General features: G+C 49.1%; 16 protein-coding genes. 5 read left to right on the forward strand and 11 right to left on the reverse strand.

Going from position 1 to position 15,665, the window contains the following annotated elements:
• Nucleotides 1-67 precede the first annotated feature (67 nt).
• Together ACFQZT_RS23455 and ACFQZT_RS23460 are read left to right on the forward strand one after the other, a co-directional pair.
• Nucleotides 68-1,171, forward strand: coding sequence for a WD40/YVTN/BNR-like repeat-containing protein (locus tag ACFQZT_RS23455; RefSeq protein ID WP_379303691.1), 1,104 nt, complete (start codon nucleotides 68-70; stop codon nucleotides 1,169-1,171).
• Nucleotide 1,172: 1 nt separating this feature from the next.
• The gene (locus ACFQZT_RS23460) at nucleotides 1,173-1,448 is read left to right on the forward strand and encodes a MoaD/ThiS family protein (protein WP_379303693.1); all 276 of its coding nucleotides are present in this window, start codon (nucleotides 1,173-1,175) and stop codon (nucleotides 1,446-1,448) included.
• 33 nt (nucleotides 1,449-1,481) lie between these two features.
• Here the strand turns inward: ACFQZT_RS23460 and ACFQZT_RS23465 are convergent, their stop codons facing one another.
• Entirely contained in the window at nucleotides 1,482-1,979 is a 498-nt protein-coding gene (locus ACFQZT_RS23465; protein WP_379303695.1) for a metallophosphoesterase family protein, read from the reverse strand.
• A gap of 115 nt (nucleotides 1,980-2,094) precedes the next feature.
• Between ACFQZT_RS23465 and ACFQZT_RS23470 the strand changes: the two genes are divergently transcribed.
• Both ACFQZT_RS23470 and ACFQZT_RS23475 read left to right on the forward strand, forming a co-directional pair.
• Entirely contained in the window at nucleotides 2,095-3,396 is a 1,302-nt protein-coding gene (locus ACFQZT_RS23470; RefSeq protein ID WP_379303697.1) for an AAA family ATPase, read from the forward strand.
• A gap of 12 nt (nucleotides 3,397-3,408) precedes the next feature.
• Nucleotides 3,409-5,130, forward strand: coding sequence for a vWA domain-containing protein (locus ACFQZT_RS23475; protein WP_379303699.1), 1,722 nt, complete (start codon nucleotides 3,409-3,411; stop codon nucleotides 5,128-5,130).
• A 355-nt stretch (nucleotides 5,131-5,485) separates the two neighbouring features.
• Here the strand turns inward: ACFQZT_RS23475 and ACFQZT_RS23480 are convergent, their stop codons facing one another.
• The 4 genes from ACFQZT_RS23480 to ACFQZT_RS23495 form a co-directional block, all read right to left on the reverse strand.
• A complete protein-coding gene (locus ACFQZT_RS23480; protein ID WP_379303701.1) occupies nucleotides 5,486-6,022 on the reverse strand; it encodes an MOSC domain-containing protein in 537 nt (178 codons plus the stop codon).
• A 23-nt stretch (nucleotides 6,023-6,045) separates the two neighbouring features.
• Nucleotides 6,046-6,753, reverse strand: coding sequence for a PIG-L deacetylase family protein (locus ACFQZT_RS23485; protein ID WP_379303703.1), 708 nt, complete (start codon nucleotides 6,751-6,753; stop codon nucleotides 6,046-6,048).
• Between the two features lie 78 nt (nucleotides 6,754-6,831).
• Complete coding sequence (locus tag ACFQZT_RS23490; protein ID WP_379303705.1) at nucleotides 6,832-8,142, reverse strand: histidine--tRNA ligase; 1,311 nt, start codon at nucleotides 8,140-8,142, stop codon at nucleotides 6,832-6,834.
• A 258-nt stretch (nucleotides 8,143-8,400) separates the two neighbouring features.
• Nucleotides 8,401-8,880, reverse strand: coding sequence for a glutathione peroxidase (locus ACFQZT_RS23495; protein WP_379303707.1), 480 nt, complete (start codon nucleotides 8,878-8,880; stop codon nucleotides 8,401-8,403).
• A gap of 194 nt (nucleotides 8,881-9,074) precedes the next feature.
• On the opposite strand from ACFQZT_RS23495, the gene ACFQZT_RS23500 reads away from it, so the two are divergent.
• Entirely contained in the window at nucleotides 9,075-11,237 is a 2,163-nt protein-coding gene (locus ACFQZT_RS23500) for a HelD family protein (protein WP_379303709.1), read from the forward strand.
• 52 nt (nucleotides 11,238-11,289) lie between these two features.
• On the opposite strand, the gene ACFQZT_RS23505 is transcribed toward ACFQZT_RS23500, so the two are convergent.
• From ACFQZT_RS23505 to ACFQZT_RS23530, 6 genes are all read right to left on the reverse strand, one after another.
• Entirely contained in the window at nucleotides 11,290-11,934 is a 645-nt protein-coding gene (locus ACFQZT_RS23505; RefSeq protein WP_379304191.1) for a pyridoxamine 5'-phosphate oxidase family protein, read from the reverse strand.
• Between the two features lie 43 nt (nucleotides 11,935-11,977).
• A complete protein-coding gene (locus tag ACFQZT_RS23510) occupies nucleotides 11,978-12,820 on the reverse strand; it encodes a DegV family protein (protein WP_379303711.1) in 843 nt (280 codons plus the stop codon).
• 20 nt (nucleotides 12,821-12,840) lie between these two features.
• Nucleotides 12,841-13,689, reverse strand: coding sequence for a DegV family protein (locus ACFQZT_RS23515; protein ID WP_379303713.1), 849 nt, complete (start codon nucleotides 13,687-13,689; stop codon nucleotides 12,841-12,843).
• A gap of 164 nt (nucleotides 13,690-13,853) precedes the next feature.
• Entirely contained in the window at nucleotides 13,854-14,189 is a 336-nt protein-coding gene (locus ACFQZT_RS23520; protein WP_379303715.1) for a hypothetical protein, read from the reverse strand.
• A gap of 45 nt (nucleotides 14,190-14,234) precedes the next feature.
• Entirely contained in the window at nucleotides 14,235-14,567 is a 333-nt protein-coding gene (locus ACFQZT_RS23525; RefSeq protein ID WP_379303716.1) for a coiled-coil domain-containing protein, read from the reverse strand.
• A gap of 448 nt (nucleotides 14,568-15,015) precedes the next feature.
• Nucleotides 15,016-15,663: a response regulator gene (locus ACFQZT_RS23530; protein WP_379303718.1), complete on the reverse strand. Its 648-nt coding sequence runs from the start codon at nucleotides 15,661-15,663 to the stop codon at nucleotides 15,016-15,018.
• Nucleotides 15,664-15,665: the final 2 nt, after the last annotated feature.

A 15,665-nucleotide genomic window follows, 5' to 3' on the forward strand; every position in this document is an offset into this window, starting at 1 on the left:
CCGAACACTGAAAGGTATTTTTTCCCATACGTCGAATTAATGGTATAGACTTTTCATAAGGAGGGCTATGATGGCAAAGCGCGTTCGACTGCTTATCGGCACAAATAAAGGAATCTTTATTTACTCTTCAACGGTGGAAAGACAGGACTGGTCGCTGCAAGGACCTTATTTACCAGGTTGGGAAGCATATAGTGTACTTGGGGATAGCCGATCCGGAAATCTGCTCTATGCCGGAACCTCGCATGCCGCTTATGGAGCAACCATTCGGATATCCAGGAATGAAGGAGAAACGTGGGAGCAAATCGCGGAAGGTCCGCGGTATAGCGAAGAAAGCGGATTTAAGTTAAACCGTATCTGGCAATTAGCGCCTGGTGCCGAATCGGAGCCAGGCACCCTCTTCGCCGGTAGCGAAGAAGCTGGCATATTCGTCAGCCGGGACAATGGTCAGACCTGGAAAGAAATGAACGGTTTGACGAGCCATCCCACCCGTCCGGAATGGTTTCCTGGAGCTGGCGGCATGTGCCTCCATACGATTCTGATCGATCCGAATAACTCACATCGGATGTGGGTTGGCATATCGGCAGTCGGGGTTTTCCGTACGCTGGACGGCGGTCAAAGCTGGCATACCTGCAATAAAGGCTTAAACAGGGTACCTACCGGACAGCCAAGTCCGGAAGTCGGGTATTGTGTGCATAAAATGGTGCTCGACCCTACCAACTCCGATATCTTGTATATGCAGGAGCATCGCGGCGTTTTCAAATCAACCGACGGCGGAGATACCTGGAACTCCATAGAGGAAGGATTGACGCTTCGCGAGGGCGATGCGCCATTCGGATTCCCAATCGCTGTCTCACCCAATGGCGACTTGTTCCTAGTTCCTCTTGAGAGCAGCGAGCAGCGTTCCATGCGCGACGGCAAACTGCTTGTCTACAGAATGGCAAGAGGCGAACAAAGCTGGAAACCAATCGGCGACGTGCTGCCTGAAGAAGAACGCCACGTCAGCGTATTGCGCGACGCCATGTCCGTCGATTCCTTGGAACCATATGGACTATACTTCGGTACAACCTCAGGCGAAGTGTTCTGTTCATTGGATCGCGGCGAAAGCTGGAATCGTCTTCCTGGTCAATTCTCACGTATCCTGACCGTGAAGCCGTGGATCGTGGAGGACTAGTATGCGAATTACAGTCAGCGTCCCCTCCCTGCTTCGGGATTGTACGGGAGGGAACGTTACATTTGATTTGGAAGCGCATACCCTGCAAGATGCAATGGATGAATTATTCGTAATATATCCCATGCTGCGAGTTCATTTATTTACAGAGGCCGGACAAATCAGAAAGCACGTTCTGCTATATTATAACGATACGAATTTGGCTTGGCTGGATCATTTCGACCATGTTCTTCAGCCCGGAGATCAGCTCATTGTTTTTCAAGCTGTCTCCGGCGGTTAATTGATAATTGCAGAACCGACGGTGGTGTATGTCTCACAGCTTGCTATCGTAGAAGTAAATCTGAGCATCAATAGTCTCACTTAATTCAATGATGCCGTATGAGTAGCGCGGCTGCCTTCTTTTGTCGGTTGGCGAGCCTGGATTAAACATGAATATGCCGTCAATTGTATGTTGAAAAGGAATATGCGAGTGCCCGAAAATAACGATATCCGGCCGCTGCGTCAGGAACGCTTCTCGGGCTCTTTCTTCTGTCGTCTTCCGGTAGCCGTCGCCATGGATGAGTCCGATCCTAAATCCGCCTAGCGAAAGCAGCTTCTTATGTCCGAATCGGCCCACGATGTCGGGTCCATCATTATTCCCCGCCACCCCTTCACATGGCGCGATTTGCTCTACAAGTTCTATAACGCGAGGGCTAGTCCAATCGCCTGCGTGCAGAATGAGCTCAACTCCTTGCAAACCCTGGACCAAGGCGTCAGGCAGCTTCTCGACCCGGTCGGATAAATGGGTATCCGAAATGATTCCAATGCGCATATACATCACATCTCCAGCTTACAGTTTTGGACATATTGTATCATATTCGATGTTTGCCCGGCAGTTTGGTACAATGAAACTTACAAACTAGACCTTGTACTGGGGGATCAGCCAAATGAAAGAACCAATCGTCGTGCAAAATAAATTAAGAGAAGCGATGGGACATCTGGAAAAACGGTTCATGGAACGCGAAGAACTCATTCGCGTCCTGCTATTAGCTCTAATGAGCGGCGAAAATGTCCTGCTGGTCGGTCCTCCCGGCTCAGCCAAATCCCAGCTGGCACGGGCAGCCGCTCAATTGTTCGGGAATGAACCATTTTTCGACTACTTGTTAACGCGTTTCACAACGCCCGACGAGCTGTTCGGACCGGTTTCGCTGCAAAAACTGAAGCAGGATGAATATGTCCGGCTGACGGACGGCTATTTGCCCAGCGCACGCTTTGCATTCCTGGACGAAATTTTCAAAGCAAATAGCGCCATTCTCAACTCGCTGCTCTCGGTCTTGAATGAACGCGTCTTCTTTAATGGCCGGAATAAACAGATGACCCCGCTGCTCTTCTTAATGGCGGCTTCGAACGAGCTGCCGGAAGATAATGAACAGTTATCTGCCCTATATGACCGCTTCTTGTTCCGATATGAAGTCGAATACGTGAAACAAATCGCGAGCTTCGAACTGATGTTCGGTGCACCCACCTCATCGATTCCGACTTTATTGTCCACGGATTTGGTTAAGCAAATCAAAGCTCAAGCAGCAGATGTCACCTTGCCGGAGCCAATCATATACATGATGTTTCAGTTGAAAACCGCTTTAGAGGAAAAAGAGTATGTGCTCTCCGACCGCCGCTGGAACAAAATCGGCCACACATGGAAAATATCCGCCGCGATCCATGGCCGCGGCATCGTTAACGTATGGGACACTATTTTGACACCGCATATGCTTTGGGATTTCCCAGAGGATTTAGTCGAGTTGAAAGAAGTGTTTCACGATCTCTTCCAAGAGATGTTGAAAAAGGAAATGGAGCAAGAACTTCCGCTACAGCATTATAATCAGACAGTACGCAAGTGGCTCGATAAAGAAGATGAACTCCATGCCTTTCAATTTAAAAAAGAAGTCGGTGGCGCGCTCAGCAAAGACGCCGCCGAGAGGTTGAAAGCAGCGTTAGAGGAATGCCGCGCCGAATTGGAAGAAACCGCGAGAAGCTTACGCGGAAGACTCATCTCCTGGCAAGAAAAGGAAAACAAACTACCCGAATGGATCGCCTCTCAGTCCGTCTTTCTTCAATATCCTGAGCAGTATGCCGTAAAATTCACGCATCTGCGAATTCAAGGCGAGCGCATCTTGCAATCCGTCCAAGGCTTGTACCGCACATTGTTTGACCGGGAAATACCAGGTATCGTGTATGATTATACGTTATAAGAGGATAGAGCCATGATTATACGCTGTACCCGAGTCGACCGTTATGTCTTTGACGGCTATGTTCACTCCTCCCGCGTCGCTCAGGAATGGATGCGCGAAGCGGTGCGGCAGGCTCCTTGGTTTAACCTGGAGCTGTTTGCCGACTTTTTCATGTGCTTTTATTTAACGAAGCCGGACATCGACGGCACCGTGGAAGAAACGCCGTTTCACCGCTGGCTGGTCATCACACTGCGCAAGCAATACTTTTACGTGTCCATCCATCCCCGAACCGTCGGTCAAGTGAATGCATCCTTCAAAACCGCGCTTAAAGCGCTCATGTGGCTGACCGAATCCTATGAGAAAGAGGTCAAGCGCAGACACAAGGAGCAGCAGCAGCTCGGTGTGGGCATGAAAGATAAGCAGCAGCATACCGGTCAAGAAGAAGCTAAAGTGAGCGAGCGGCTGACGGACAAGCAGATCGAGAAGCTTCGGCTTGTCGGTTATACGCTCCAACAAGGCAAGCGTACCGTTGAAGACAAGCAAGAGGCGATCGACTCCCGTCCTCTCGTCGCCGAAGAGATACGTGCGCTCAAGCAGCGCATCCTGGAGCTGCAAGAAGAGATGCGCACGGAGTTCATGAAGCGCGACAAGCTGAAAGCGAAGCTGCGCAAGGCCGAAGAGGAACTAGGTTCCCGCGAGCGGCAGATGGATCGGATGGCCGCGCGAGAGCTTGCGGCCATGAAGGAGATCGAGGACGAGCTTGGCGACTGGCTTGGCCGGTCTTTGAAGGAAACGCTGTCGCTCGAAGAGGCGGACAGCTTCAATGTGCACGAGCTGGTGCAGGCAAGCCAGCGCCTGGCGAACCGTCGCTGGGGCAGCGAGCTGGGCAAGCTGCGCCGGCAGACGTTCGAGCACTACATGCAGTGGATCGAGAAGCTGAAGAGCAGCAAGGATCTGGTCGCCTTCCTGCAGGAGGTGGGGCGCAATCTCCATCATCTCCGGGTAAAGCGCAAGAAGCTGCGCTCGCCTTACATCCCGGAAGCCTACGATGATTTGCGCCAATCCGGCGACATCGCCCACCTCCTGCCCAGCGAAGCCAGCTTGCTGGCCGATGAGGACTTTGAGCCTTATTTTCTCGTTAAGTGGATGGAAAATAAGCTCATGACCTATAATTACACCGGCTCTCTCGATGAGCCACAAAAAGGTCCTGTCATCTGCATGCTTGATACGTCGCACTCGATGAAAGGAAGTAAGCTAAAGCTGGCACAATTGTTCACAGCAACCTTCGCTTCCTTCACCTTGCTTGAGCGCCGCGACTTTGTTTTGCTGTTGTTTGGAGCTAAGGGCGAGATTGTCGAGCACGCACTCTACCATAAGCGGCCTGATTGGGATCGCTTCTATGCCTTTGCACAGCTTGCTTTTGGCGGCGGCACGAACTTCGACGCTCCGCTAGCGCGCGGGATGGAGATTGTCCAGCACCAGCCACAGTTCCACGATGCCGACTTTGTCATGGTCACTGACGGTGTCGGACAAATTTCATCGGGGGTGCTGCAGAAGCTGAGCACTTTGGGTCAGAAGAAACAATTAAGGCTGCACTCCCTGATCATCGGCTCCGCTCGCCAACACCTGGTTCAAAAGTATGAAATTGTGGGCGTCTCTCACCAGGTGAGGTTCGCAACAGCATGGGATTTCCAAGATCCCGCCAAGGACGAGCTGCTTCTGAATGTGTTTGCTAAACATGGCGTAAACGCTTAGCCGAATGATTAACATCAAAAGTCCCTGTCTGGTTGCTCTTCCGGCAACGAAACAGGGACTTTTTATAATCAGGCTCTTAATAATTCTTTAATCGTTTGCAGCGAGACGCCCGTTTGGTGGTATACCTCCAACATGGTGGCTCGCGGGTTGGTTCGAACGAAATCCTTAACTTTGCGCGTATCCATAAGTAAAAGCTGGGAACACGATTTACAACGCTTCTCGTAGTTGGTTATGATTACTTGTCCACATTGTTCGCAATTGCAAATTGACATGCCGCCACACCTTCCATTTATGCTAAATCCTTATCATCCATAAAATTCGAAATGAAGTACATGTTTTGTGGGGGTGTTAAAAATCAAATTTGAATTTCAACCTGATCTCCAACTTTCAGTTCACCCGGACGCTCAACGTAAGCGACGATTCCTCTCATCTTCTGAGCGAGTTTGACAAATCGATGCGTTAAATCCTTATCTCCATAATGATTCGCAATTTGTTTGCCTGGCCCTGTGCACGGCTCATTTTCCCCTTCACAGACAAGCCCGCCACCGCTGGGTAATACCATACGGATACCCATCGGAAGCTTGGTTAGCTCCGGAATGCCGCTGACGACGATATTGGCACCCAACCACTCGGGTCTGATTTCATCTACGCCTAAACGTTCGGCAATGCCGCGAAGCTCCTCCACTGATACAATACTGAGTTGACGACGATTCATAATCTCGGTACCTTTTGGGTACATGGGCTGACGGGAGTCCGCCTTCGCAGTAACGCCGAAATGACGATCACCTTCAATACCGCCAAAGCGTAAATCTACCTTTTCCAATGCTCTGGTCACGAAAGTTGAAGGATCGTCCGCGATCAGAACAGCCTCTATTTTTGCAAATAAAGCCATGTATACACCTGCCTTATAACTAATTATACATCTTCTGCCAGAAATCCTTCTTTGATCGAAGCCTGATTCTCGGAAGGCCACAGAATGCCATCACGCCAGCCAAGAACGAAGGCCTCGTATCTGCGCTCTTCCGGGAATGTATGGAGGTCACCGAAGTACTTGGCAATAGCCACATGTTGAGAGGCGTGCGCGCGTAATGCAGCAGCTTTCACATCCCAACCCGATTCGGTATCGATCCTAATCGATGGTACATGACCCGCGCTGCGCAGAGTAGCGCTTGCCGCATAGTATAACTTCTTCACCGTAGGACATTTCCCGCTAAGTACCGCCGCTGTCGTCGCCTTGGAAATGGCTACATGGTCGGGATGACCGTTCCCGCCATCCTCTGCAAACGAGAAGATAACGTTCAACTCGTGACGTTGTATGAAAGAAATAACGCCATCTACCAGTTCATCGAAAGAAATATGTCCGAGCTGTCCATCTGGCCAGCCTAAGAATTCGACGACAGATATCCCCAGAATGCTTGCTGCTTCCGTCATTTCCTGCTCCCTGAGCGCCGCCAGCTCCTCTTTGTTCGCTGCTCGTTCGGTCCCTAATCTCCCTGCTTCGCCTCGAGTAGCTATTAGGAGCGAAGGACTTTGCCCTTGATCAGCAAGCTGTCGGATGAGACACGCGCTTAGAAATGTTTCATCGTCAGGATGCGCATAAATAAAGCCGAATCGTGTTGCCATACGTTTTTCACCTGCTCTTTTCTCCAGTACTTCTTTCATAGTACCATATTTAGCTGGTAATGTTTAACATGCAACCACTCAGGTGAAATTGGCCGGAGGATAAATGCGTTCAATATAGTAAATAGCCTTATCCATCGGCATGACGATTTCACTTTGCTCGTACATATCCTTTAATCTCACGGCGTTTAATGCCATTTCGTCCGAGCCGATAAGGATTACGAATCGGGTTCCTTGATCCGAGACACTAGCCAACAGTTTTTTCAGCTTTCGCTTCTCGCTGGCCATTCTGGCGCGAATTCCCGCAGCTCGTAACTCGCTTGTCATGCGAAATGCTTCCCCAGCAGCTTCCTGGCCTAGCGGTACTACAACAGCAAGCGTGCGGCTCCCTTGGCTCTCTCGGTTCCGCAGCATCTCCATGATCGATTCCAAGCCGAACGATAGACCAACCGCCGGAACATCAACATCCTCGCTGCCTACGAGTTGACCGACAATTGCATCATATCTTCCGCCTCCGCCAAGACTGGAACTATAAGCGCAGGTGGCATCCATAATTTCATAAACCGTTCCTGTATAGAAGGACAATCCTCTTGAAAGAAAAGGATCAAATCTACATACCGCACCAAGATCCGTTTGGGAAAGAAGCAGTTGCAGCTCCTGAACTTCCCTAGCTCCACAACTTTGATCAAGCTCAAATATCTCGATCATTTGTTCAAAAGTTGGCTTTTCCTCGTGGATCAGCGTAGCAATTCGAGTCCATACCCAGTCACTCAGCCCTTTTGCAGCAAGCTCATTTTGGACCCCGTCCGCTCCAATCTTGGCTAATTTATCAAGAGTGAGCATGACCGATAGCTGTAAGTCATTCGGCACCCCGACTTTATCAAGCCATTCAGCCAGAAACTTGCGGTTATTCCATTGGATCACAATCGGTATATTTAACTTCACGAATGCTGCCGCCGCAAGGTGCATCAATTCTGCTTCTCCCTCCGGACCTGCGATCCCCATGCAATCGACATCACACTGAGTGAATTCCCTGAGCCGTCCCCTTTTGACCGGACCATCCCGAAATACTTTGCCAATCTCGTAGCGTTTGAAAGGCAGTTGTAAAGCGGGCTGAGAAGCCGCAACTTTAGCAAAGGGAATCGTGAGATCGTAACGCAGCGCCAAATTTCGTTTGCCTTGATCGCGAAGCCGGTACATCTCCTTTAAAATCTCCTCGCCGCCTGCGTATTTCGAAGCCAAAAGCGATTCTTCATTCAGAATCGGTGTTTCCATACTTTCAAAATCATAAAGCTCAAACATTTCCTTGAGCATCGTTTCAACCTTCTGTCTCAGCGTCTGTTCCTCGCCCCAATAATCGTTCGTTCCTTTTACGTTTTGCATCTTACCCATTCCCTTCCGCTCCTTGAGCACGAGATTAAAATAAAAATCGCGCCGGACCTCTTGGTCCCGCGCGATTTGCTATCCCGCAGGGAGGCCAACGCGAAGTGCGCTAGCCCACCCTGATCAGTTACAGGTGTGTGCTAACGCTTTTCAAAATAATGAAATTGTACGAACCTTGAGCGATACATAGGATTCGTCTCCTTCAATTCAATGATTATTCTGATTATAGCGAGTGCCTGTTAGATATGCAACAGACATTTTTATTTTTTAAGCTAATAGCACCTCAATATCGGGGGCAATATCTTCCGGAAGTGTGCTCGCACTATATTGCTTCACGATGTTTCCATTTGCATCCACCAGGAATTTGACAAAATTCCATTCGATGTCGCCCGTCCGATAGGGTTCAGGCGTATGATTGACAAGGTATGTAAACAATGGATGAGCGTGCTCGCCTTTCACATCAATTTTCGCAAATAATGGGAATGTTACGTTATAGTTCAACTCACAAAAGCTTTGTATGTCTTCGTTTGAGCCTGGCTCCTGTCCGGCAAACTGGTTGCAAGGGAACCCTAGCACGACTAGTCCTCGGTCCTGATATTGCTCATACAAACTTTGAAGCCCTCTGTAATGAGGCGTCAGTCCGCAAGCGCTGGCAGTGTTCACAATGAGCAGAACTTTTCCTCGGTAGTCGGCCATCGACTTGGTTGCACCCGTGATCTTTTGCACTTCAATATCGTATAATGACATGGTCTCATTCTCCTTTATATGAATAATTGTCCTCTTCGCCCATTATAGCATGATTTGCCAACGTCTCCCAAACATTCAGCGCATGTGAGTGAAGCTTTCCTATTGCTTGCGGATGTGATATATTGTTTATCTGTTTTATTTCCAGAACATGCTAAATGGAATTCACAAAAAACTCTCTTAGGAGGTAACTGATCTTGGACACAAAGACTCAAAGTGCCTATCAAGAAGAATTGCAAAGGCTCGAACAAACGAGCGCAGAGATTGATCGACAGCTAAACCGCCTTCAGGCCACACCTGTTTATTACGGACCCGACCTGACCGAACAAGCGCTGGAAGTCGCGCGCGAGCAAGGTCGGCATAACTTGACCAAAGCCGTGGAAGAACCTTATTTCGGACGACTCGATTTTCAGGAGACGGGTACCGCAAATGCAACCCCGCTCTACATAGGAAAAGCCGGCGTCGAAGACGAACGCACGGGGCGGCTGCTTGTGATTGACTGGCGGGCTCCCGTGGCGAGTCTCTTCTATTCGTTCACCGGCGGACTTGACGTCGCTTCCTACGATTCACCGGACGGCCTGATCGACGGCCTCGTTTATTTGAAGCGCAACCTTGTTGTGCGCAAACAAATTTTGCAGCGGGTCGTGGACACCTACAATCGGGACGAAGATTCCCTCGCAGTCGGCGATGAATTTCTGCTCTACCGGCTGGGTGAGAACAAAGATAATAAGCTGCGCGATATCGTATCGACCATCCAAGCCGAACAGGATCGCATCATTCGTGCAGCGAAAAATACAGCACTCATCATTCAAGGGGTTGCAGGCAGCGGGAAAACAACCGTCGCCCTCCATCGTCTAGCGTTCCTGCTCTATCAGTATCGCGAGCAAATTCGCGCTGAGCGGATGATTATTTTTGCGCCTAACTCCATGTTTCTCGACTACATTTCCGGCGTATTGCCTGAATTAGGGGTCGGCAACATTCAGCAGAGCACCTTCACCGACTGGGTACTGGATATGCTGGATCAAGAGGTAAAGCTTGCAGATCCTGCGTTGACGCTGCAAACCTGGTTTGCTGTCGGCAGCAAGAGACCGTCCGTTGATGATAATGCGCCAGGTCGATTCAAAGGCTCCATTGCTTTTCAGCAGTATTTGGAAGATTGCCTGAGGCGTTTTGAGGAATCCTATGTTCCCGTTACAGACTTCCTCCCCTGGGAAGGCGCAAAGCTGCCGATTGCTACGATACGCGAATGGTTTTTCGTAGAAAACAAACACTATCCGCTTGCGAAACGTCGCGAACGCGTCATCGCACGGATCAAACGCTGGATGGAAATGCAGCTCGACAAGATCTGGGAGCAAAGCCGGAAGAAAGAGCTGAAGAAAAAATCGTCACAGCGCTTACGTACTTATTTAACAGGGTGGCCGGAGCATACGGCGTTCACCTTTTACAAAATGCTGTTCACTGACACTGGACGTCCCGCAAGCTTGCCTTCTGAGCTGCTCGCACAGATCCCGGAGTCAATCGTCACAGCTTCTGTTAAGCTCTTCAAGAAAAAAGAAGTGCAGCTCGAAGATCTCGCTCCACTTCTGTATATCCATACGCAGCTCAACGGCATTTCGTCGGATCGGATGTTCGACCACGTCGTCATTGACGAAGCCCAAGATTTTTCACCGTTCCAAGTCGCCGTTCTTGATACTTATACGCGCAATCGTTCGTTTACGATACTCGGGGATTTGTCGCAAGGAATCCACGCTTATCAAGGCATTGTCGACTGGAAGGAATTTTCCGGCTTGTTTCAAGAAGATGAAACGGGCTACTTCGAGCTAGAACGCAGCTATCGGTCCACGATGGAAATTATTCAATTCGCCAATTCTGTACTGAAACGAGGCGTTGAACATCCCCTTCTGGCTGTGCCTGTATTCCGAAGTGGGAACAAAGTTCGCGTGCTGCAGACCGATGCCAAAGGCCGTTTGCCGCTTCTCAAGCAAGCCCTTGCATCCTTGCAGCAAGGCAGCTCCAGTACCATCGCCGTTGTTGCACGGACGGAGAAACAAGCCCAAGAGCTGCATGAAGCACTAACGGAAGCCGGCGTCTCCACGAACCTGATCACAGCGAAGCAGCGGGTCTATCGGGGCGGCATTTCCGTACTTCCCGTCTATCTAACCAAAGGGCTGGAGTTCGATGCCGTCCTGCTAATGGATGTCACCGCCCAACATTACGAAGCGACTCTGATCGATGCCAAGCTGCTGTACGTAGGTTGCACTCGCGCCTTACACGAGCTTTGGTTGATCGCTGCAGGTGAATGGTCACCGCTTATCGATACCACAGATACCGAAATCGTAACGACCGAGAATCCACGCTAAAAGAAAGACACGCGTTTGCCTGATGACGAGATCAGACTAGCGCGTGTCTTTTTTAATACAATCGTTTGGTATAGCTCTCATGAAGCGACTTCTCGACTTCCTCCGGCGTCACGACCTCATCCGGAAGTTGAATATGTGCTGCAAGCATATGCGGAATGGAAGGAAGATGTTCGTCGGTTAGCCAAGTGTCCGGTTGCCAAAGCCCCGAACGCTTCAACGCCTTGGCGCAGTGGATATAGCACGCTTCAACTTCAACGCCAATGCCGACAATAGGCACTTTACCCAGTACCGCCATCTCCTCTAATATCGCTCGATCTCGGATAACGCAGCCCCGGCCATTGATCCGGAGCGTTTCGCCGAGTCCAGGGATCAGGAATAGCAACCCGATTCTTGGATTCTCAAGCAAGTTAAGTAAGGAGTCGAACTTCCGATTGCCTGGCCGCTCGGGAATTACAAGGTGTTTGTCATCAAGTACTTTTACGAATCCAGGTGCATCTCCACGGGGCGAAGCATCGCAATTTCCTTGAGAATCCGAAGTCGCTATGACAAGAAACGGAGACTTCGCGATATAGTTACGGCAGTGATCATCCAGCTTCAGGATCGTTTTGTTTCCCGCAAGCTTGCCCGGATATCCGAACAAATCTCTTAACTCTTCTTCCGAATTTACCAGATGGTTAAAGGGATTAACTTGACTCATCATTCACCACTCCTTACCTCTTTCCGCAAGAAAGCTTGAACCATCAATAAGCGACCAGCACGCCGCCCTCTCCAGCATATGTGCCGATAACGGTCCCCATGTTCGAAAACAGAACATGACGAAACGGGTATTTCTCAAGCAGTTGGTTTAGCACGGCCCGTGCCCGCTCCTCACAGTTGCTGTGCGCGACAGCGATTACATCGCGATCGTAATCATGGCGGGTCTCGCCGATTTTCTCAATTAATCGCTTTAGAGCTTGCTGAGTACCGCGAATTTTCTCAATAACTTCAATTGAACCTTCATCGCTGGCTTTCATCAGCAGCTTAATGCCCAGCACAGAAGCCACAGCGCCCCGAACCCGGTCAAGCCTGCCGCCTTTGATAACGTTTTCTAATGTGTCCAAGAAAAAATAAGTGCCCGAAGTATTTACGGATTGCCTAAGCCCGTTCACAATTTCACCAAACGAGACCCCGTTTTCTGCCATTTTAGCAGCCTTATAGACGAGTACCCCTAACCCTAGCGAAGCTGTTTTGGAATCTATTACTTCTATATTCCCTGTGAAGCCATCGTCAAGCAGCATATCTCTGGCCATCATCGCATGATTGTACGTACTGCTTAACCCTGAGGAGAGACAAAGGACAAGAATATCTTGCCCCGCATGTGCTTGCTGATAAGCCGCAAGAAAATGAAGAGGAGACGGACTTGACGTTTTCGGCAATTCGCTCTCTGTTTTCATTTTCGCATAAAAATCGCAAAGCTCCATGTGAGGAGGCATGCATTCCTCGCCAAAATGTACGGATAATGGAACGATGGAGATATCCAGCTCCTCCGCCAGTTTTTTCGGAAGATCGCTGCTGCCATCTGTGATAATCTTGATTGTCGTCATGCTTAAGCTCCACTCGTTATTTATTTTTTGGCGAATATAATACCTACGGTACGGGGGCCGCAGTGGCTGGAGATGACGCAGCCGGTTTCAGTGATATATACCTTTTTCACGCTGGTAGACTGCTCGATCTTGTTCTTCAGGTAATTAGCTTCTTCAGAAGCCATGGCGTGGGTAATGAACATAAATTCCTCGTCCATAAGATCTTTTTGCGCTAAGGCGTTGTTCAAAAGCTGATCCAGCGCTTTCTCCCGCTTGCCTCTCACTTTATCCGTGGGCGTCATGGCCCCGTTAATCACTTTAACCAATGGACGAATTTTCAAGAGACTGCCGATAAAAGCTTGAACGCTAGAGCAGCGCCCGCCTTTATGCAAATACTCCAACGTATCGATGACGAATTCCACTTCAATTTTGGCGGTTAGAGATTCAATCAATGCCCGTATCTCTTGCGCACTCTTCCCTACCTTGGCCGCCTGCGCCGCTTTCAACACAAGCAGTCCGATCCCGGTGGAAAGATTTCTAGAGTCGATAACCGTGATCCTGCCTTCCTCGAATTGAGAAGCTGCAATGGTTGCATTTTGGATGGTAGATGATAAAGCGGACGAAAGTCCAATATAGACGATATCGTCCCCAGCTGCTATATAAGGGGCAAAAGCTTGTTCAAAATCCGTCGGCGACGGCGCAGCGGTTTTGGGCAGCTTTCCCGTTTGATCGACTCTCTGGAAGAGTCTGTCCGGCTTTATGGTGACGCCGTCTTTATATGAATCCCCATCAAAAACTACATAAAGAGGCACGACTTCAATCTGATGAAGTTGTCGCAACTCATCGCTTAAATCGTTCGTGCTATCCGTAAAAATTTGAATCCGAGACATGACCATGACTCCCACCTTGTCGCTGCAAACTTGTCTGAATCTACTATAGGCACACTCTTAGAATTTAGTTTAGTATAATTGATCAGGACTAAAAGCTCAATCCTATAGAAAAAAAGCCAAATAGGCAACATGCGCTACTTGGCTTGTATGTATTTCGTTGCGACTTATTTTAACCCATAGTCCTTTTTTATGGCGTCAAGCTGCTTGTCATCATCAAACTCTTTGATCAAGACATTACCATGCAGGTGCAGCGCTTGTCCGTCTTGCTCATCGAATGAAACGAGTCCTTTCGATAAGTCGAGCGTCTCATTTTGCAGAACCCAGTACTTGGTGGGCTTGTTGTTCGCATCCAGCAGCATCACAACAAAGCTTCCATCCAAACTTTCGCCGTTGTCGGTAATGACGCTCTGCATCCATTTATACGAGCTGATCACATAGCTAACGAGCATCACCAATAAAACAATGCACGATATTCCAATCAGAAGCTCTTTCTTTTTCACATATTTTCCACCTTATATGCATGATAAAGAGAGTGCGTGCACCATTTATTTTAACGCTTTGATCTTGGCTTGAAGCCTTTTCTCGGCCGCTTCGAAAGCTTTAAGTCTTTTTTCATATTTGGTTATTTTCGCTTGATTTTTCGATGTCTTCGCTTGCTCCAGTAATTTCTTCGTACTTTCGATCGATTTTTGGATTTTGGCAAGCTGACTTTCCAGATTTTTTTTCTGGGATTGCACCGTGTGAACCGGTTTGGAAGTATGTACGACTTTGTGAGGGGTTGTTGATTTGGTAGCAGCGAAAGCGGACAACGGGAACGCAGCCATAAGTCCGGTTATCGCTGTAAGAAGCACGATTTTTTTCATTTTTTGTTTAAACACGAATATCCCTCCGATTATTCCTCAATGGTTAAGCGCAATATGAAATTCAGTATAAACCTGGAACATTAAAATTAGATGAAAATCAATGTGATTTTGGTTTAAAGGTAAATAAAAACTCCCCACTGCTATAGCAGGGAGAGTTGAGCAAACCTCATTTTGCTCGGTTCAACCATTTTTTGAAATTCACATACCAACTGTCTTTAAGCATACCGCATTGTCTGGACTCTATAAATTGTTCGACATTAATAGGATTTTCCCACATTGTCATTCATCCCCTTCGTGCTAATCGTTCTTGTTTATAGAACTATCTTAGCACTGAAAAGGAGTCCCATCGTCGGCGTCATGAATGAGTTGGCGCTACGCAAATGGTCTAACAAGAACCAGTGTTGAGGTCGTACGACCAAAGTCGTAGATGGTTTTGCTTGAATGTGCAACCTGGCCAAAGGGATTACGTGCTTATCCCTTTCTTAACAGCATATATGGCTGCCTGCGTCCGGTCAGACAGCCCGAGTTTGCTAAGCAAGTGGCTCACATGGGTCTTAACCGTCTTCTCCGTAATGTGGCACTGAGCGGCAATCTCCTTGTTGCTCTTGCCTTCGGCGAGCAGCATAAGCACTTCGCGCTCGCGCGCCGTCAGGCTGTCGATGCAGGATTCGCCTGCCACGGCAGGTGCTGGCGCTGCCAAATGAGCCATCAACTGATCCGTGATGCGCGGATGCAGCTGAGCTTGCCCCGAGTGCGCGCCGCGAATCGCAAGCACAAGCTCCTCAGGCTGAACATCCTTGAGGAGGTAGCCGTTTGCTCCTGCCCGAATAGCCGGAAGCACGTGGTCTTGATCGGAAAATGTCGTTAGCACGATGACCTTCACGTCCGGATACAGCTGCTTCATCCGCTTCGTCGCTTCGATGCCGTTCATGACAGGCATGATCAGGTCCATAACAACGACGTCCGGTCGGAGCTCCTTCACTTTTTGCAGTGCTTCCTCGCCGTTCGCGGCTTCCCCGATCAATTCAATTCCAGCTTGAGTGCCAAGAAAATACTGCAGTCCTCTTAGAACTACAGCATGATCATCAACGAGTAACACTCGAATAGACATCG

Origin of the sequence: Paenibacillus sp. GCM10027628 (genome assembly GCF_042676385.1) — a bacterium.
Classification (GTDB): domain Bacteria; phylum Bacillota; class Bacilli; order Paenibacillales; family NBRC-103111; genus Paenibacillus_E.

Coding starts and splice junctions, on each gene's coding strand:
- ACFQZT_RS23455 (WP_379303691.1), top strand. CDS start 68: ATGATGGCAAAGCGCGTTCGACTGCTTATCGGCACAAATAAAGGAATC.
- ACFQZT_RS23470 (WP_379303697.1), top strand. CDS start 2,095: ATGAAAGAACCAATCGTCGTGCAAAATAAATTAAGAGAAGCGATGGGA.
- ACFQZT_RS23530 (WP_379303718.1), bottom strand. CDS start 15,663: ATGTCTATTCGAGTGTTACTCGTTGATGATCATGCTGTAGTTCTAAGA.
- ACFQZT_RS23465 (WP_379303695.1), bottom strand. CDS start 1,979: ATGCGCATTGGAATCATTTCGGATACCCATTTATCCGACCGGGTCGAG.
- ACFQZT_RS23495 (WP_379303707.1), bottom strand. CDS start 8,880: ATGTCATTATACGATATTGAAGTGCAAAAGATCACGGGTGCAACCAAG.
- ACFQZT_RS23475 (WP_379303699.1), top strand. CDS start 3,409: ATGATTATACGCTGTACCCGAGTCGACCGTTATGTCTTTGACGGCTAT.
- ACFQZT_RS23480 (WP_379303701.1), bottom strand. CDS start 6,022: ATGGCTTTATTTGCAAAAATAGAGGCTGTTCTGATCGCGGACGATCCT.
- ACFQZT_RS23515 (WP_379303713.1), bottom strand. CDS start 13,689: ATGTCTCGGATTCAAATTTTTACGGATAGCACGAACGATTTAAGCGAT.
- ACFQZT_RS23490 (WP_379303705.1), bottom strand. CDS start 8,142: ATGGGTAAGATGCAAAACGTAAAAGGAACGAACGATTATTGGGGCGAG.
- ACFQZT_RS23510 (WP_379303711.1), bottom strand. CDS start 12,820: ATGACGACAATCAAGATTATCACAGATGGCAGCAGCGATCTTCCGAAA.
- ACFQZT_RS23485 (WP_379303703.1), bottom strand. CDS start 6,753: ATGGCAACACGATTCGGCTTTATTTATGCGCATCCTGACGATGAAACA.
- ACFQZT_RS23460 (WP_379303693.1), top strand. CDS start 1,173: ATGCGAATTACAGTCAGCGTCCCCTCCCTGCTTCGGGATTGTACGGGA.
- ACFQZT_RS23505 (WP_379304191.1), bottom strand. CDS start 11,934: ATGAGTCAAGTTAATCCCTTTAACCATCTGGTAAATTCGGAAGAAGAG.